Here is a 13,706-nt window from a genome sequence, read left to right as displayed (position 1 = left end):
AACATGGAAGATTTTGCCTTCCCCGACGCGATCGAAGGCCAGCCGCTGGCGGGCAAGTCGGTGCTGATCGTGGTCGAAAACCTGCCCCTGCCATTCGACCGGCGGGTGTGGCAGGAAGCGCGCACGCTGAAGGCGGCGGGGGCGATTGTCTCGGTGATCTGCCCGACCGGCAAGGGCTACGAGAAGCGCTACGAGGAAATCGAGGGCGTCCACATCCATCGCCACCCGCTGCCGCTGGAAGCCGCTGGGGCGCTGGGATTCCTGCTCGAATACGGCGCGGCGCTGTTCTGGGAAACGATTCTGGCGTGGCACATTTGGTTCAAACGCGGAATCGACGTGATCCAGGGCTGCAATCCGCCCGATCTGATCTTTCTGGTGGCCCTGCCGTTCCGGTTGCTGGGGGTGAAATACATCTTCGACCACCACGACATCAATCCCGAGCTCTACGAAGCCAAATTCGGCAAACGCGGGTTTTTCTGGCGCCTGATGCTGCTGTTCGAGAAGCTCACCTTCAAGGCAGCGCATGTTTCGATGGCCACCAACGAAAGTTACCGGGCGATTGCCATCGAACGCGGCGGGATGGCCCCTGACAGGGTTTTCGTTGTCCGCTCCGGCCCCGATCTCTCGCGGCTCAGGTCGGTCGAGCCGGTGCCTGAGTGGAAAGACGGCAAGCGCTATCTGGTCGGCTATGTCGGTGTGATGGGTGAGCAGGAGGGGATCGACCTGTTGATCGATGCGGTGGATCACCTGGTCAATGTGCGGGACCGGCGCGACATTCGATTCGTGCTGGTGGGCGGCGGCCCCAGTCTGGCCGGGCTGAAACGCATGGCGACAGTGCGCGGGCTGGGCGAATGGGTCCACTTCACCGGCCGCGCGCCGGACCAGCAATTGTTCGAAGTGCTTTCTACAATGGATGTGGGCGTCAATCCGGATCGGGTGAACCCGATGAACGACAAGTCCACCATGAACAAGATCATGGAATACATGTCGCTGGGCAAGGCAATGGTGCAATTCGATGTCACCGAAGGGCGCTTCTCGGCACAGGAGGCCTCCCTCTACGCCAAAGCCAACGACCCGGTGGACCTGGCGGAAAAGATCGCCGAACTGCTCGACGATCCGGCGCGGCGCGAAGCGATGGGGGCATTCGGGCGGGCGCGGGTCGAGAGCGATTTGAACTGGAACCGCCAGATCCCCCCGCTGCTCGCAGCCTATCGCAAGGCGCTCGGCTGATGATGACCCAAAGACCCCAATTGCGTCAGTGGTGGACCGAAGCCTCGAGCGGAACGGCTGCAGACGCAGCCAACAAATCGTCAACCTCTTCCAGCAAACGCTCGATACTCAGCGGCTTGGCAAGGTATCCGCGCGCACCCGCGCGGCGGATATCCGCTTCGTCCTGCTTGCCCGCATAGGCGGTGATCGCAAGGATCGGGATATGTGCGGTTTGCGGATTGCGCATGATCTGGCGGATCAGCTTGCGGCCCGACACGTGGGGCAAGTGGATGTCCATGGTGATGAGATCGGGCGCGAAACTGGCCACCGCGTCGATCACCTGCGCGCCATCGTCCACGGCCATCAGCTGATAGCCGCGCTGCTGGAAGACTGCCTCGTAGAACATGCGGTTCAGGAGGTCGTCTTCGACGATCAGCACCTTCGTTGTCACCGCCGGATAATACACCGCCGTGGCAAAAGGTTCCCCGGCCTTGCGACAGGGCGCCGAGCGAATGCGACCAAATACGCGATTTGGCTCAGTGGACGGGCGGATCGGTGCGCGGCACCTGGTTTACCGGCGCCACCGGTTCGCCGGGAGTGCGTGGCGGCATGGCATCTTCAGGAACGTCGTCGATCAGCATGTCTGCCGTGGCAACGTCCTCCAGATTGCGCACCTGCACTTCGAGCGAGGCCCCGTCCCAGCGCAATTCGTTGAAGCTGGGCGGGGTCGAGCGTACCCGCTGTGACAGGGTGCCGGCGCCGATCATCCGCACCGCGCCGTGTGCAGTCGCCTCCATGATGTCAAAGGCATCGTGGACATGGCCGGTGAGCACTGCCAGCACCCCGCGCTTCGCCAGTTCGTCGAGCGCCTTGCCGCCGTGCTTCGTCAGCGCGGTGCCCTGCGTGCCGACTTCGCGCAGCGGGTGATGCGCTGTTACCAGCGCTTGCGTGCCCTTTGGTAGCGCGTCGAGCGCGGCGAGGCAGCGCTCCAGCGCTGCGTCGGTGATCCAGCCTTTCGACCAGTTCATGCGCGGTTGCCATCGCCGCACCGTCTTCAGCGGCACGATGGCAAGGCCCGGCAGGTCGATTTCCCGCTCGATCAACTCCGCCACCCCGTGGAAGCGCTTGTAAGGAGTAAAGAACCGTTCGACCGGATTAAAATAGGGCAGATCGTGATTGCCGACCTCGATCGTCACCGGCAGGTCGAGCGAGCGGATCCAGCGCACGGCGGCGGTCCATTCGCGGTGCCTTGCCCGCATGGTCAGATCGCCGGTGATCGCCACCACATCGGGGCGACGGGTGGCGATCTCCTCTACCACCCAGTCGAGTGCGCGATTGTCTTCGAGCCCGAAATGGATGTCGGACAGGTGGAACAGGAGTTTGTGGTCAGGCATCGGCCACGGTGGCTAGCAGGTGCACATCGCATTCGACCAGTGCGAATCGGGTCGGGCCATCCACTTCGCAGGGCTCGCCATCCACCAGCACGCCAAAGTTTCCGCCAGCCACGTTAGCGAGCGTGAGGCTGCGCGCGGTCCCAAGCCTTTCGTGCGGTCCATTGCGAAAATCCCGTCGTGCCAGCGCCGCTGCCTGTTCCAGATATTCGCTTGCCGTTTCCGCGTGATAGGCTTCGACCACGATCCCCGCTTCGGTCGGCGTGAGCAGCAATAGCGGATAGCCATCGCGGCGCCCCAGTGGCGGCTCCTCGCAGGCAAGCATGTCGCCGAACAGTGTTTCCGCCAGCGCCGCCTGAGCTCCACTTGCCATTTGCAGCGGGTCCTTAGATCGCATGGCTTCGCGCACATCGTTCCACGCTGTCCCTGGCCCCGCGAGCAGTCCCGCATAGGCATTGCCGCAAGGTGCGGAGATAATGGCCGGGCGACGCGGTTGCGCCTCTCCTGCGGCGACCGCCATGAGCACTTCCGCCAGCTCCGCCTTCCCGAACAGGCGGTGGTAGAACAGGTTCATGGTGCCGCCGGGCAGGACAAGCACCGCGCCGGACCAACCCGCCAGCGCGTGCAAGGTAGCATTTACCGTCCCGTCACCTGCATAGATCGTCACTAGATCGATTCCGGCAGCATCCAGAACATCGGGCGTGGGCAACTCCTGTTCGGGAAAGCTGGTACGATGGGCGATGGTGAGGGCGTTCTGCCCGCACAGCTTTTCGCATTCGGCCAGCAGCGCCACATCGTTGGAGCCGCTCGCCGCGTTGTTGATGAACCAGATCCGGCGGGCCTCATGCATATCCACACAAGTATCGGGCGCTCCCGCGGTTCCGCCGGCTATTTCAAATTCGCCGCGAGACGATCATCCACGCCGCGCCGCCGTTGATCGCCGAATATCCCAGATAGGCCCACAGCCAAACGGTATGCCCGCTGCGCACCGCGAACAGCGCACCGCACAGCAGCAGGAATTCGAACGACAGGCTGAGCCAGTGGATCGCCTGCAGTTGCGCCGGTTCCATATCCCTGACCATCCGGTGACCGCTTTCGATCACCGCGCGGTGCCAGGCGAAATTGCCCATGCCGAGGAGAAAAGTAAGAATGACAGCCATTGCGCCAGTCCTGCTCCAGCGTCTCGCAAAGCGCAATCGGTTGTTCGTGGGCTGGTGAAAGCGGTTCGTCGGGCGAATGATCGCCGGTCGAGCCAGCAGCCCCGCAGGTCGAGCGCTTGCAGCGTAGCGGGAGCGCTTGGCCTATCTCTCTGCTTGCACCGCAGCCGTTCCAGTCCCACCGGCTGCGGTGCGACCCTCCCCGACCAGATCAGCGCCCGGCAATCGCCTTCACGCGCTTCAGGTAGGTGCGGCCGATCCGCAGCTGCTCGCCATCAGCCAGTTCTGCGCACCATACGCCCAGCCCTTCGTGGCGAAGGCCGCGTATGTAATCTCGCCGCAGGATGGTGGAGCGGTGGATGCGGATGAATTTCTCCGGATCGAGCCGTTCTTCCAGCCCGGCGATGGTTTGCAACAGCAGGTAGCTGTTCTGCCCGACATGCAGCCGGACATAGTCGCGCTCGGCATCGATGCGGAACACTTCTGCGGCATCGATCCGCAGCAGTTCGGAACGGTGCGGGACCCAAAATTCGCTTAGCCATTGGCTTTGTTCGCCCGATCCGGCAGCCCGTTCCCCGCGCCGCGACAGCGCCCGCTCGATCGCGCGCTCGAGCCGGTCGGCAGCGACGGGCTTGAGCACATAGTCGATGGCTTCCAGATCGAAGGCCTCGACGGCAAAATTTTCGTGCGCGGTGACGAAGATCACGGCCGGTTGCGGCTCCTGCTTGCGCGCGGCGGCGGCCACTTGCAGGCCATCGATCCCCGGCATGGTCATGTCGAGCAGCAGCAGGTCCGGCGCGAGCTTGTCTGCCAGTCGCAGTGCCGATTCGCCGTCATTGGCGGTGCCGATCACAGTCAATTGCGGAATCTCTGCGCAAAGCACCTGCATCCGCTCCACCGCCAGTGGTTCGTCATCGACGATCAGCGTGCGCAGCACTTGCTCCCGATCACCCTGAGCTTGTCGAAGGGTCATGCAGCCACCGCCTCCCTTAGGCGCACCAAGGGCAGCCGCAGGTGGGTGACGAAGCCGTCGGGCGAATGGCCCGAAACCACGGTCGCTTCCTTGCCGAAGCGCGCTTCGAGCCGCTCGCGGACATTGTTCAGCCCGATGCCGAAACCGGGGCGTACGTCGTCACGGCTGGCGGCGGAATTGCCGTTGTCGGAGACGCTCACCACCAACCGCCCGTATTCCTCGCGCGCGCTGAGCGTGATCGTCACCTGTCCGCCGGTCGGGGCAACCGCGTGCTTGACCGAATTTTCCACCAGCGGTTGCAGGATCATGCCGGGTACCAAAGCATCCTCCAGCGCAGGCGGAATGTCGTAGACAGCCGCCAGCCGCAGCGGGAAGCGCACCGTCTCGATATCGAGGTAAAGCTTCTGCAAGGCGATTTCGTCGCGCAGCGGCACTTCCGAGGTAGGATCATCGGCGAGGCTACGGCGATAGAAGGTGCTGATCATGTGGATCATCCGCTCCGCCGCCTGGGTCTTGCCCGTCAGCACCAGTGCCGAGAGCGAATTCAACGTGTTGAACAGGAAATGCGGATTGACCTGATAGCGCAGGCTTTTCAGTTCTGCGGCCTTGGCGGCGTTGCGGAACTGCTGTTCGCGCCGCTCCGCCATCCGCGCCTTTTCGCCCGTCAGCAGCGCCAGATAGAGCGCGCACCAGGCCAGCATCATGAAATAGCGGCTGAAGGCAATTTCGATGATCTGTTCACGATTGCCCATCAGCACCAGTTGCGACAGCTCCGCGAGCATATCGCCGTTCACTTCTTCGGCGGGGAGGCCGCGCGATTGCGCCAGTTCCTGCAACACCTTGTCATCCAGCGCCGCCTGCAAGTCGGCAAAAACGATCCGGTTGGCATGGGCGCTGAGCAGCGCGGCGGGGAGGGCGAACAGCAGCGCGGCGGGCAGCTTCATCCACAACGGCTTGCCGTCGAACGGGCGCAGCACCACCCACAGGCCCAGCGTGATGATAATGCCGAACAGCGTGGAGACGACCCGCCGCACCAGCATCTCGTCGGCGAATTCCATGCCCAGCAATTGCGTGCGCAGCGTCATCAGCACCAGATAGGTCGCCCACAGCCCCACGATCGAGGCGAGGACAATCCTGAACGGCACCCGTGCGACCGGCTTTTCGGTATCGGCCTTATCCATCCGGCCCGTTTAGCCTGTAAACTGGGCAGACCGCCAGCCCTTCGGGTGGTTCCCATCGAAACCAGTGCGCCGCTGGTCGATGATCAGGTCTTCAGCAGGTCCTCGGCCTTGATCTTCTCGCGCCAGTGCAGCGGCGCGAGGGTGTGGACGTTATTGCCTTCCGAATCGACCGCCACCGTTACCGGCATGTCCGTCACGGTGAATTCGTAGATCGCTTCCATCCCCAGATCTTCGAACGCCACGACTTTCGCGCCCTTGATCGCACGCGCGACCAGATAGGCCGCGCCGCCTGTCGCCATCAGATAGGCGACCTTGAAGCGGCTGATCACTTCCACCGCATTGGCGCCGCGCTCGGCCTTGCCGATCATCGCCAGCAGGCCGAGATCGAGCATCATCTCGGTAAACTTGTCCATCCGCGTGGCCGTGGTCGGGCCGGCGGGGCCGACGACTTCGCCCATCACCGGATCGACCGGGCCGACATAGTAGATCGCCCGCCCCTTGAACGGCACCGGCAGCTCCTCGCCCCTCTGGAGCATATCGTGAATACGCTTATGAGCCGCGTCGCGCCCGGTGAGCATCGCGCCGTTGAGCAGCAGCCGATCGCCCATTTTCCAGCTCGCCACCACTTCTGGGGTGAGATTGTCGAGATCGACGCGCTTGGCCTCCACATCGGGTTCCCACTGCACGTCGGGCCATTGCGACAGGTCGGGCTGCGGCAGGTAGGCGGGGCCAGAGCCATCGAGCGTCACGTGCGCATGGCGGGTGGCGGCGCAGTTGGGGATCATCGCCACCGGCTTGCCCGCCGCGTGGCAAGGCCAGTCGAGGATCTTGACGTCGAGCACGGTGGACAGCCCGCCGAGCCCCTGCGCGCCGACCCCCATCGCGTTGACGGCATCGAAAATGTCGATCCGCAACTGCTCGATATCGCTCTGCGCCCCGCGCGCCTTGAGCTGCGCCATGTCGATCGGTTCCATCAGCGAAAGCTTGGCGAGCTTCATGCAATGCTCCGCCGTGCCGCCGATGCCGATCCCGAGCATCCCCGGCGGGCACCAGCCCGCGCCCATCGACGGGATCTGCTCGACCACCCAGTCGACGATATTGTCGCTGGGGTTCATCATCTTGAACTTGCTCTTGTTTTCCGAACCGCCACCCTTGGCCGCGACGTCAACCGAAACGGTGTTCCCCGGCACCATTTCCACGCTCAGCACGCAAGGCGTGTTGTCGCGGGTGTTGCGGCGGGTGAAGGCGGGATCTGCGAGGATCGAAGCGCGCAGCTTGTTTTCCGGATGATTGTAGGCGCGGCGCACCCCTTCATCGACAACGTCCTGTAAGCTGCGATCCGAAATCAGGCGGCAGTCCTGCCCCCATTTGACGAACACATTGATGATGCCGGTATCCTGGCAGATCGGCCGGTGCCCCTCTGCGCACATACGGCTGTTGGTGAGGATCTGCGCAATCGCGTCCTTCGCCGCCGGGCCCTGCTCCACCTTGTAGGCCTCGCCCAGCGCGTGGATGTAGTCCATCGGGTGGTAGTAGGAGATGAATTGCAGCGCGTCGGCGACCGTTTCGATCAGGTCTTCCTCGCGGATGGGGGTCATGTCGCTCATCGTGCCAGCACTCCTCTTGGTCGATGCGCCCATAGGCGCGCGCGGCGGGACTCGTCAAAACGCTTTGCAAGGGTGTGGGCAACGGTCCGGCTTGGCGCGACCCTTTGCGACAAGGCGGCCATTGCCCAGCGGGGACGCAGCGCCTAAGGCTCCAATCGCTTAATCAGACGAGACAATATTGCCGTGATTTCCGATCCGATCGCAGAAACTCCCCGGGCAGCAGACGCCGCCAACACCACCACGAACCGCGCCCGCCGCGCGATGATCGACAGCCAGCTGCGCACCAGCGGCGTCAATGCGCCTGCGGTGCTGATGCGGATGGCGGCGGTGGCGCGGGAGGACTTCGTTCCCGCCGCGAGCAAGGGCGTGGCCTATATGGATCGCGCAATCCGGCTCGATAACGGCGGCTGGCTGCCCGCGCCGCTGGTGCAGGGCAAGATGCTCGAAGAGGCTGATTGCACGGGGACCGAGCATGCTTTGCTGGTCGATGGCGGGTCGGGCTATCTCGCCGAACTGCTGCGCCCGCTGGTGGCGAAACTGACGGTGATTTCGCCCGAGGAAGCGCTCGGCGCTGGCAAGAAGGGCAAGGGCGCGAACCTGCTGATGATTGACGGCGCGGTTGAGGAATTGCCCACAAAACTCGCCAATCGCCTGGCCGACGGCGCGCGAATCGTCACAGGACTGGCCGAGAACGGCGTCACCCGCATTGCTGTGGGTCGCAAACTGGCAAGCGGCGTTTCGCTGATCCCGGTCTATGATGTGGGCATTCCGCAATTGCACGCCTTCGACAAGCCCAAGGGCTGGAGCTTCTGACTATGCGTAGCCGCCGGATCATCGCCGGTTTGCTGGCAGGCGCATGCCTGTTCGCGGGTCCCGCATCGGCGGAAACGCTGAAAGAGGCATTGCTGCGCACCTACGAGGAAAACCCCACACTTGCCGCCGCGCGGGCGCAATTGCGGGCGACTGATGAAGGCGTGGTGATCCAGCGTTCCTTCGGCCTGCCGTCGCTCAATGCCACCGGGCAATATTCCGAATTCCTGCAACAGAATTCGACCAGTTTCATCGCGCCCGAAAGGCAAGTCACGGCCAATCTCGATCTCGGCGTGCCGCTCTATCAGGGCGGCGGCGTGCGCAACGGCATTCTTGCGGCGGAAAACCGCGTGGAAGCTGGGCGCGCCGACCTGCGCGGGACCGAGAGCTTCATCTTCACCCAGGTCGTCGCCGCCTACATGAACGTGATCCTGCAGGAAGCGCTGGTTGGCCTTTCTGCAAACAATGTCGGCGTGCTCGAAATAAACCTCGAGGCTACCAGCGACCGTTTCCAGATCGGCGACCTCACCCGCACCGATGTCGCCCAGTCCGAAAGTCGGCTGGCACTGGCACGGGGGGATTTGCGCAGCGTAGAGGCCAATCTCGTGGCTGCGCGCGAGGATTACATCGCGCTGACCGGCGCTGCTCCGGGCGATCTCCAGCCGCCGCCGCCGCTGCCCGGTCTGCCGTCGAGCCCCGACGAGGCGGTAGACATTGCGCTGGAAAACAACCCGGACCTGATCGCAGCGCAGGAACGTGCCGAGGCGGCCGGGTACGATGTCCGCGTTGCAGGATCGGATCGCCTCCCCACCGTAAGCGTGTTCACGAACGGCGGCTACCAGAACTTCCTCGGCACGCTGGGCGCAGCGCCAGGCGCCACGGCCGACCAGACTGCCACCAGCGCCACTGCCGGGGTGCGGCTGACCGTACCGCTGTTCCAGGGGGGACGCGTAGCAGCGCAGCAGCGTCAGGCTACCGCGCAGGCACAGGCCGCGCTCGAGCAGATCATTGCCACGGAGCGGGACATTATCGCGCAAGTGCGCGCCGCCTTCTCCAGCTGGCGGGCTGCCAATGCCATCATCGCTTCCAGCGAGGCCGCGGTCGATGCCGCTTCGCTCAGCCTCGAAGGGGTGCGGGCGGAAAACTCCGTCGGCAATCGCACCGTGCTCGATATCCTCGACGCACAGCAGGAATTGCTGCGCGCGCAGGTGCAGCTCGTCACCGCGCGGCGCAATGCCTATGTCGCCGGCTTCTCGCTGCTTGCCGCGATGGGCCGCGCCGAAGCCCGCGATCTGGGACTGGAAAGCGAAGGAACGCTTTACGATCCGGTGGCCAATTACGACCGGATTCGGGGTATCATCTGGGATTGGCAGCAGGATCCCGATCCGGTTGCCACCAGCACGCGCACCGTTGACATCCCGGCGCAGGATGGGGACATTCCGTCCACCGTGTCGCCGCTCGATTCAGCGCGCGATATTGATGGCGTTTCCACGGGGGACTGAATGCGGCAGGCTGGCGAACCTTCGGTCGAGGAGATTCTCGAATCGATCAAGCGGGTGATCGAGCGGGACAACGCCGTCATCGCCCCGGCGCAGCAGGCCACCGGACGTCGCCGCAGCGGGTTGCTGGGGGAGGAAGAACGTAGCGCCTTCCCGATGGACCCCGTCGATGCCGACAAGGAGGATGACATTCTCGATCTGTCTGAAGCTGCTGCTACATACGACGAGAATACCGAAGGTCTTGGCGACACGCGCGAAACCCTGACCAATGAGCAGGCAGCCGAAGCGATGCGCCGCTCGCTCGCCGCGCTGGCCATGCTTTCCGATCCACCCGCACGCCCGCAGATCGTTCGTTCGGGAGAGACTTCGCTCGAAGGCCTGGTGCGCGAGATGCTGCGGCCGATGCTGGCGCAGTGGCTGGATGCCAACTTGCCCGACATGGTCGAGCGACTGGTAAAGGCGGAAATCGCCCGGATCGCGGGCAAGAAAGGCTGATCCTGTCCGACTCACAAGCTGTGGCGGCGGCGCAGGCCGCACTCGCCGCGATCGGCGGGAATGCGATCGAACGGCACATTTTCCTCTGCGCCATGTCCGAAAAGCAGCAGTGCTGCTCGAGGGAGTCGGGCGAGGCCGCGTGGAACTACCTCAAGGCGCGGCTGAAGGAACTGAGACTGGCGGGCCGGGGCGGGGTCCAGCGAACCAAGGCCGACTGCCTGCAATTGTGCGCGGCTGGGCCGGTCGCGGTCGTCTGGCCGGACCGGGTCTGGTATCATTCGTGCACTCCGGAAGTGCTCGAAAGGATTATCCAGGAGCACCTGATCGGTGGGCTGCCGGTGGAAGAGTTCCGGCTTCACCCAAGCAGGTAGGCTACTCCCGCCAGCCCATCTTCCGGCGATCCGGCACGGACACCTTGGGGTCCAGGCTATCGAGTGAATTGTCGACCGAACTGTCGTGCCCGGTGCCGCTGGAGAGGAACACCAATCCCATCAGCGCGCTCATCAGCAGCATCGAAAAACCGATGCCGAGCGCGGTGGCGATGAAGAAGTGCGGCGAGACGTTCTCGACTTCCTTGTAGATGATGACCAGCGCGATGATAACCACACCGGTGGTGATCCCGAACATCAGCCGCATCAGCCGCCGGTACCGCGCCCAGGCGTGGGCGGCGTTCTGCGGATCGTCGAGCGGGGATGGCTTGTTCATGCTAGTCCACATGGTCGTCTGGGGGGCCGATGGCAACATGGACATAAGCAAGCATTTGGTGGGACTCGACGGTTCGTGGCACACTCGCGGCCATCGACCGCGCGGAATCGCGTCAGCAGGAGGAGAGAGACCATGTCCATCACCAGCCTTATCGCAGGCCAGAGCGAGGCAGTTGTCTCCTGTAGCCCGCGCGACTCGGTCCATCACGCCGCCCGGCTGCTGGCGGAAAAGCGCATTGGCGCGCTGCCGGTAATGGAAGGGGAGAGCGTGGCGGGAATCTTCTCGGAGCGCGACCTGCTGTACTGCATCGCCAAGGAAGGCGCGGCGGTGTTGGACCGGGCTGTGGCCGAAGTCATGACGTCCCCCGCCATCACCATCGAGCGGGGAGAGAATGTGCTCACCGCACTGTCGATGATGACGCGGCGGCGGATCCGCCATCTGCCGGTGGTGGAGGACGGGCGCATGGTCGGCTTCGTTTCGATCGGCGATCTGGTGAAATACCGGATGGACCGGATCGAAGCCGAAGCGCAGGCAATGCGCGATTATATCACCACCGCTTGAGTGGCGGCTTGAGCGCGGGGTCGCGACCTCCTACATCACAGGCATGTCAGACACTATTACCCTCAGTCCCGCAGCCGCACAGCGTGTCGCCCTGATTGCATCCAAGCAGGGAAGGCAGGCGGTGCTGCGGCTTTCGGTCGAGGGTGGGGGCTGTTCGGGGTTCCAGTACAAATTCGACCTGGGCGAGCCAGAGGCCGATGATTCAGTCAGCGAGACCGAGGGCGTGAAGCTGGTGGTCGATCCGGTCAGTCTCGATCTGGTGGCAGGGAGCGTGGTCGATTTCGTCGAGTCGCTGGGCGGCGCTGCATTCAAGGTCGAAAATCCCAAGGCCGCCGCCGGTTGTGGTTGCGGTTCCAGCTTCGGCATCTAAGGTCCGCGCCATGCGGATCGCCAGTTTCAACATCAACGGAATCAAGGCGCGACTGCCACGGCTGAAGGAATGGCTGGTCGAGACTCGCCCCGCCATCGCCTGCCTGCAGGAAATCAAGACGCAGGACGAGGGCTTCCCGGCCGCCGAGTTCGAAGAGATCGGCTATCACGCGATCTGGCACGGGCAGAAGGGCTTCAACGGGGTAGCGATCCTGACCGACGGCGAGGCGGTGGCGGACCATACCAAGGGCCTGCCCGGCGACCCGGAGGACGAGCAGGCGCGCTTCATCGAATGTGACTTTCGCGGCGTGCACGTCGTCAATCTCTATCTCCCCAACGGCAATCCTCAGCCGGGGCCGAAATTCGATTACAAGCTGGCGTGGATGGAACGGCTGCGCACGCGGATGCTCGAACTGCTGGCGAGCGAGGTGCCAACCGTGGTGGTGGGCGATTTCAACGTGATTCCCTGCGACCGCGATACCTTTTCGGTGCGGGCGATGGCCAATGACGCGCTGATGCAGCCCGAATCGCGCGATGCGTACTTCCGCATCCTCAGCGACGGCTGGACCGATGCCTTGGCCACGCTCAACCCTCAGGGCGGTGTCTGGACCTTCTGGGACTACCAGGCGGGCGCTTGGCAGCGCGACCACGGCTTCCGCATCGACCACTTGCTGCTTTCCCCCGAAGCTGCCGACCGGCTGTTGGCAGCGGGCGTCGACAGGGAGCATCGCGGACGCGAAAAGGCCAGCGATCACGCCCCGGTGTGGGTCGAGATCAGGGACTGATCGCGCTGGAATGTGAGACCAATCGGTCGCTCTTGCGACCGCAAGCGCAAAGGCGCGCCCGCAGGTGCCCCGAGGCGCAGCGCAGGGAATAGCACCGAGGCCGAACCCGCGGAGGCGGGTTCGCAGAGCAAGCTACCTATAAAATATATGATTATCGATCGTCGCGCGCGTCGTCAGCCGACCAGCCCAGCTGGGTCGCACGTGCGAAGCGTGGAAATAGAGCGCATCGCCTACGGGGCTTTCCCACTGGTCGCGGTGCGCGATACGGGCCACCGCAACCGCCCGGTTCCATGCGGCGGACCCGGTGTTCGGTTGCGGAATGGTGCCGCCACGCACAAAAGAAAACTGGCTGCGCTGGGTGACGACCGAACAGTAGTCGTCAGGGAACGAACTGCTATCGCTGCGGTTGATGATTACCCGTGCGACTGCGAGCTGGCCTTCGAGCGGTTCGCCCCGCGCTTCGAAATAGATCGCCTGCGCCAGGCACATCACTTCGCGGGACAATTCCCCGGAGGTATCGGTGCTGGCAACCAGCTGGGGGAGGGAGGCGGCATCACTCGCCGCAATTGCAGATGCTTCCCGCTCTGCGGGAAGCTCCTGCACCACTTCGGCGGCAACGAAGCGGACCTGTGGTGCTTGAATCTCATCTTCGACCGGCTGGGAGAGGTTCTGCTCCGCCTGGTCCTGGGCAATCGCCCCGCTGCCCGCCGCTCCGAAAGAGCCTGCAAACAGCATTGTGGCCAAGGCAATCGCCCCGGCCCGCTTGGTGATAATTTTCATCGATCCCGTAGCTTACGGCGGTGAGAGACCCGGCAGGTCTGCGGTCGCGGCCACGATCTGTGCCGTCTGTTGTCCGCGATCCGTCCCAAACGGACCTGCTGGTCGTCCCCCCGTCTGCGCGCCGCGAGGCATCACCGCATTGCGATCCCTTGCAACCTACGCTCTTTCTGGAAGTCGCGGGCCA

At 63.9% G+C, this 13,706-nt stretch carries 17 protein-coding genes; 8 read left to right on the top strand and 9 right to left on the bottom strand.

The window, feature by feature from the left end; all coding sequences use genetic code 11:
* The first annotated feature begins 3 nt into the window (after nucleotides 1-3).
* Nucleotides 4-1,230 carry a glycosyltransferase family 4 protein gene (locus JY451_06530; protein QZH76612.1) on the top strand — a complete coding sequence of 409 codons (1,227 nt, stop codon included), beginning with the start codon at nucleotides 4-6 and terminating at the stop codon, nucleotides 1,228-1,230.
* Between the two features lie 25 nt (nucleotides 1,231-1,255).
* On the opposite strand, the gene JY451_06525 is transcribed toward JY451_06530, so the two are convergent.
* The 7 genes from JY451_06525 to JY451_06495 all read right to left on the bottom strand — a co-directional run bounded on the left by JY451_06525 (nucleotide 1,256) and on the right by JY451_06495 (nucleotide 7,509).
* Nucleotides 1,256-1,660, bottom strand: coding sequence for a response regulator (locus JY451_06525; protein QZH76197.1), 405 nt, complete (start codon nucleotides 1,658-1,660; stop codon nucleotides 1,256-1,258).
* 85 nt (nucleotides 1,661-1,745) lie between these two features.
* Nucleotides 1,746-2,603, bottom strand: coding sequence for a metallophosphoesterase (locus JY451_06520; protein QZH76196.1), 858 nt, complete (start codon nucleotides 2,601-2,603; stop codon nucleotides 1,746-1,748).
* Complete coding sequence (locus tag JY451_06515) at nucleotides 2,596-3,450, bottom strand: hypothetical protein (protein QZH76195.1); 855 nt, start codon at nucleotides 3,448-3,450, stop codon at nucleotides 2,596-2,598. The genes JY451_06520 and JY451_06515 overlap by 8 nt, the downstream gene beginning before the upstream one ends.
* 43 nt (nucleotides 3,451-3,493) lie before the next feature.
* Nucleotides 3,494-3,760, bottom strand: a complete 267-nt coding sequence (locus tag JY451_06510) for a hypothetical protein (GenBank protein QZH76194.1) — start codon at nucleotides 3,758-3,760, stop codon at nucleotides 3,494-3,496.
* 208 nt (nucleotides 3,761-3,968) lie between these two features.
* Nucleotides 3,969-4,730 (bottom strand): response regulator transcription factor, encoded by a 762-nt coding sequence (locus tag JY451_06505; protein QZH76193.1) that lies wholly within the window; start codon nucleotides 4,728-4,730, stop codon nucleotides 3,969-3,971.
* Nucleotides 4,727-5,911: a histidine kinase gene (locus JY451_06500; GenBank protein ID QZH76192.1), complete on the bottom strand. Its 1,185-nt coding sequence runs from the start codon at nucleotides 5,909-5,911 to the stop codon at nucleotides 4,727-4,729. Before JY451_06500 ends, JY451_06505 begins: the two co-directional genes overlap by 4 nt.
* An 83-nt stretch (nucleotides 5,912-5,994) precedes the next feature.
* Nucleotides 5,995-7,509 (bottom strand): fumarate hydratase, encoded by a 1,515-nt coding sequence (locus JY451_06495; GenBank protein QZH76611.1) that lies wholly within the window; start codon nucleotides 7,507-7,509, stop codon nucleotides 5,995-5,997.
* A gap of 270 nt (nucleotides 7,510-7,779) precedes the next feature.
* On the opposite strand from JY451_06495, the gene JY451_06490 reads away from it, so the two are divergent.
* The 4 genes from JY451_06490 to JY451_06475 are packed head-to-tail and all read left to right on the top strand — an operon-like array spanning nucleotide 7,780 to nucleotide 10,693.
* The gene (locus tag JY451_06490; GenBank protein QZH76610.1) at nucleotides 7,780-8,331 is read left to right on the top strand and encodes a protein-L-isoaspartate O-methyltransferase; all 552 of its coding nucleotides are present in this window, start codon (nucleotides 7,780-7,782) and stop codon (nucleotides 8,329-8,331) included.
* 2 nt (nucleotides 8,332-8,333) lie between these two features.
* Nucleotides 8,334-9,830 (top strand): TolC family outer membrane protein, encoded by a 1,497-nt coding sequence (locus tag JY451_06485; protein ID QZH76191.1) that lies wholly within the window; start codon nucleotides 8,334-8,336, stop codon nucleotides 9,828-9,830.
* On the top strand, nucleotides 9,831-10,322 hold the full coding sequence (locus JY451_06480) for a DUF2497 domain-containing protein (protein QZH76190.1): 492 nt from the start codon (nucleotides 9,831-9,833) through the stop codon (nucleotides 10,320-10,322). It begins immediately after the preceding gene.
* Nucleotides 10,322-10,693 carry a (2Fe-2S) ferredoxin domain-containing protein gene (locus JY451_06475; protein ID QZH76609.1) on the top strand — a complete coding sequence of 124 codons (372 nt, stop codon included), beginning with the start codon at nucleotides 10,322-10,324 and terminating at the stop codon, nucleotides 10,691-10,693. Before JY451_06480 ends, JY451_06475 begins: the two co-directional genes overlap by 1 nt.
* Nucleotide 10,694: 1 nt before the next feature.
* Here JY451_06475 and JY451_06470 read toward each other — a convergent pair whose 3' ends face one another.
* Entirely contained in the window at nucleotides 10,695-11,027 is a 333-nt protein-coding gene (locus JY451_06470; protein QZH76189.1) for a hypothetical protein, read from the bottom strand.
* 132 nt (nucleotides 11,028-11,159) lie between these two features.
* Between JY451_06470 and JY451_06465 the strand changes: the two genes are divergently transcribed.
* Genes JY451_06465 through xth form a run of 3 tightly spaced genes read left to right on the top strand, consistent with a single transcriptional unit; the run spans nucleotide 11,160 to nucleotide 12,742 of the window.
* Nucleotides 11,160-11,588, top strand: a complete 429-nt coding sequence (locus JY451_06465) for a CBS domain-containing protein (GenBank protein QZH76188.1) — start codon at nucleotides 11,160-11,162, stop codon at nucleotides 11,586-11,588.
* Nucleotides 11,589-11,631: 43 nt separating this feature from the next.
* Nucleotides 11,632-11,958, top strand: a complete 327-nt coding sequence (locus JY451_06460) for an iron-sulfur cluster assembly accessory protein (GenBank protein ID QZH76187.1) — start codon at nucleotides 11,632-11,634, stop codon at nucleotides 11,956-11,958.
* A 10-nt stretch (nucleotides 11,959-11,968) separates the two neighbouring features.
* On the top strand, nucleotides 11,969-12,742 hold the full coding sequence (xth, locus tag JY451_06455; protein QZH76186.1) for an exodeoxyribonuclease III: 774 nt from the start codon (nucleotides 11,969-11,971) through the stop codon (nucleotides 12,740-12,742).
* A 132-nt stretch (nucleotides 12,743-12,874) separates the two neighbouring features.
* On the opposite strand, the gene JY451_06450 is transcribed toward xth, so the two are convergent.
* Nucleotides 12,875-13,522 carry a cell wall hydrolase gene (locus JY451_06450; GenBank protein QZH76185.1) on the bottom strand — a complete coding sequence of 216 codons (648 nt, stop codon included), beginning with the start codon at nucleotides 13,520-13,522 and terminating at the stop codon, nucleotides 12,875-12,877.
* Between the last annotated feature and the right edge of the window lie 184 nt (nucleotides 13,523-13,706).

The sequence above is a fragment of the Erythrobacter sp. genome (assembly GCA_019739335.1).
GTDB lineage: Bacteria > Pseudomonadota > Alphaproteobacteria > Sphingomonadales > Sphingomonadaceae > Alteraurantiacibacter.
Note: the sequence above shows the minus strand (reverse complement) of the source record. Positions and strands in the feature narration are given on the sequence as shown.

Coding starts and splice junctions, on each gene's coding strand:
- JY451_06530 (QZH76612.1), top strand. CDS start 4: ATGGAAGATTTTGCCTTCCCCGACGCGATCGAAGGCCAGCCGCTGGCG.
- JY451_06520 (QZH76196.1), bottom strand. CDS start 2,603: ATGCCTGACCACAAACTCCTGTTCCACCTGTCCGACATCCATTTCGGG.
- JY451_06515 (QZH76195.1), bottom strand. CDS start 3,450: ATGCATGAGGCCCGCCGGATCTGGTTCATCAACAACGCGGCGAGCGGC.
- JY451_06510 (QZH76194.1), bottom strand. CDS start 3,760: ATGGCTGTCATTCTTACTTTTCTCCTCGGCATGGGCAATTTCGCCTGG.
- JY451_06505 (QZH76193.1), bottom strand. CDS start 4,730: ATGACCCTTCGACAAGCTCAGGGTGATCGGGAGCAAGTGCTGCGCACG.
- JY451_06500 (QZH76192.1), bottom strand. CDS start 5,911: ATGGATAAGGCCGATACCGAAAAGCCGGTCGCACGGGTGCCGTTCAGG.
- JY451_06495 (QZH76611.1), bottom strand. CDS start 7,509: ATGACCCCCATCCGCGAGGAAGACCTGATCGAAACGGTCGCCGACGCG.
- JY451_06490 (QZH76610.1), top strand. CDS start 7,780: ATGATCGACAGCCAGCTGCGCACCAGCGGCGTCAATGCGCCTGCGGTG.
- JY451_06485 (QZH76191.1), top strand. CDS start 8,334: ATGCGTAGCCGCCGGATCATCGCCGGTTTGCTGGCAGGCGCATGCCTG.
- JY451_06480 (QZH76190.1), top strand. CDS start 9,831: ATGCGGCAGGCTGGCGAACCTTCGGTCGAGGAGATTCTCGAATCGATC.
- JY451_06470 (QZH76189.1), bottom strand. CDS start 11,027: ATGAACAAGCCATCCCCGCTCGACGATCCGCAGAACGCCGCCCACGCC.
- JY451_06465 (QZH76188.1), top strand. CDS start 11,160: ATGTCCATCACCAGCCTTATCGCAGGCCAGAGCGAGGCAGTTGTCTCC.
- JY451_06460 (QZH76187.1), top strand. CDS start 11,632: ATGTCAGACACTATTACCCTCAGTCCCGCAGCCGCACAGCGTGTCGCC.
- xth (QZH76186.1), top strand. CDS start 11,969: ATGCGGATCGCCAGTTTCAACATCAACGGAATCAAGGCGCGACTGCCA.
- JY451_06450 (QZH76185.1), bottom strand. CDS start 13,522: ATGAAAATTATCACCAAGCGGGCCGGGGCGATTGCCTTGGCCACAATG.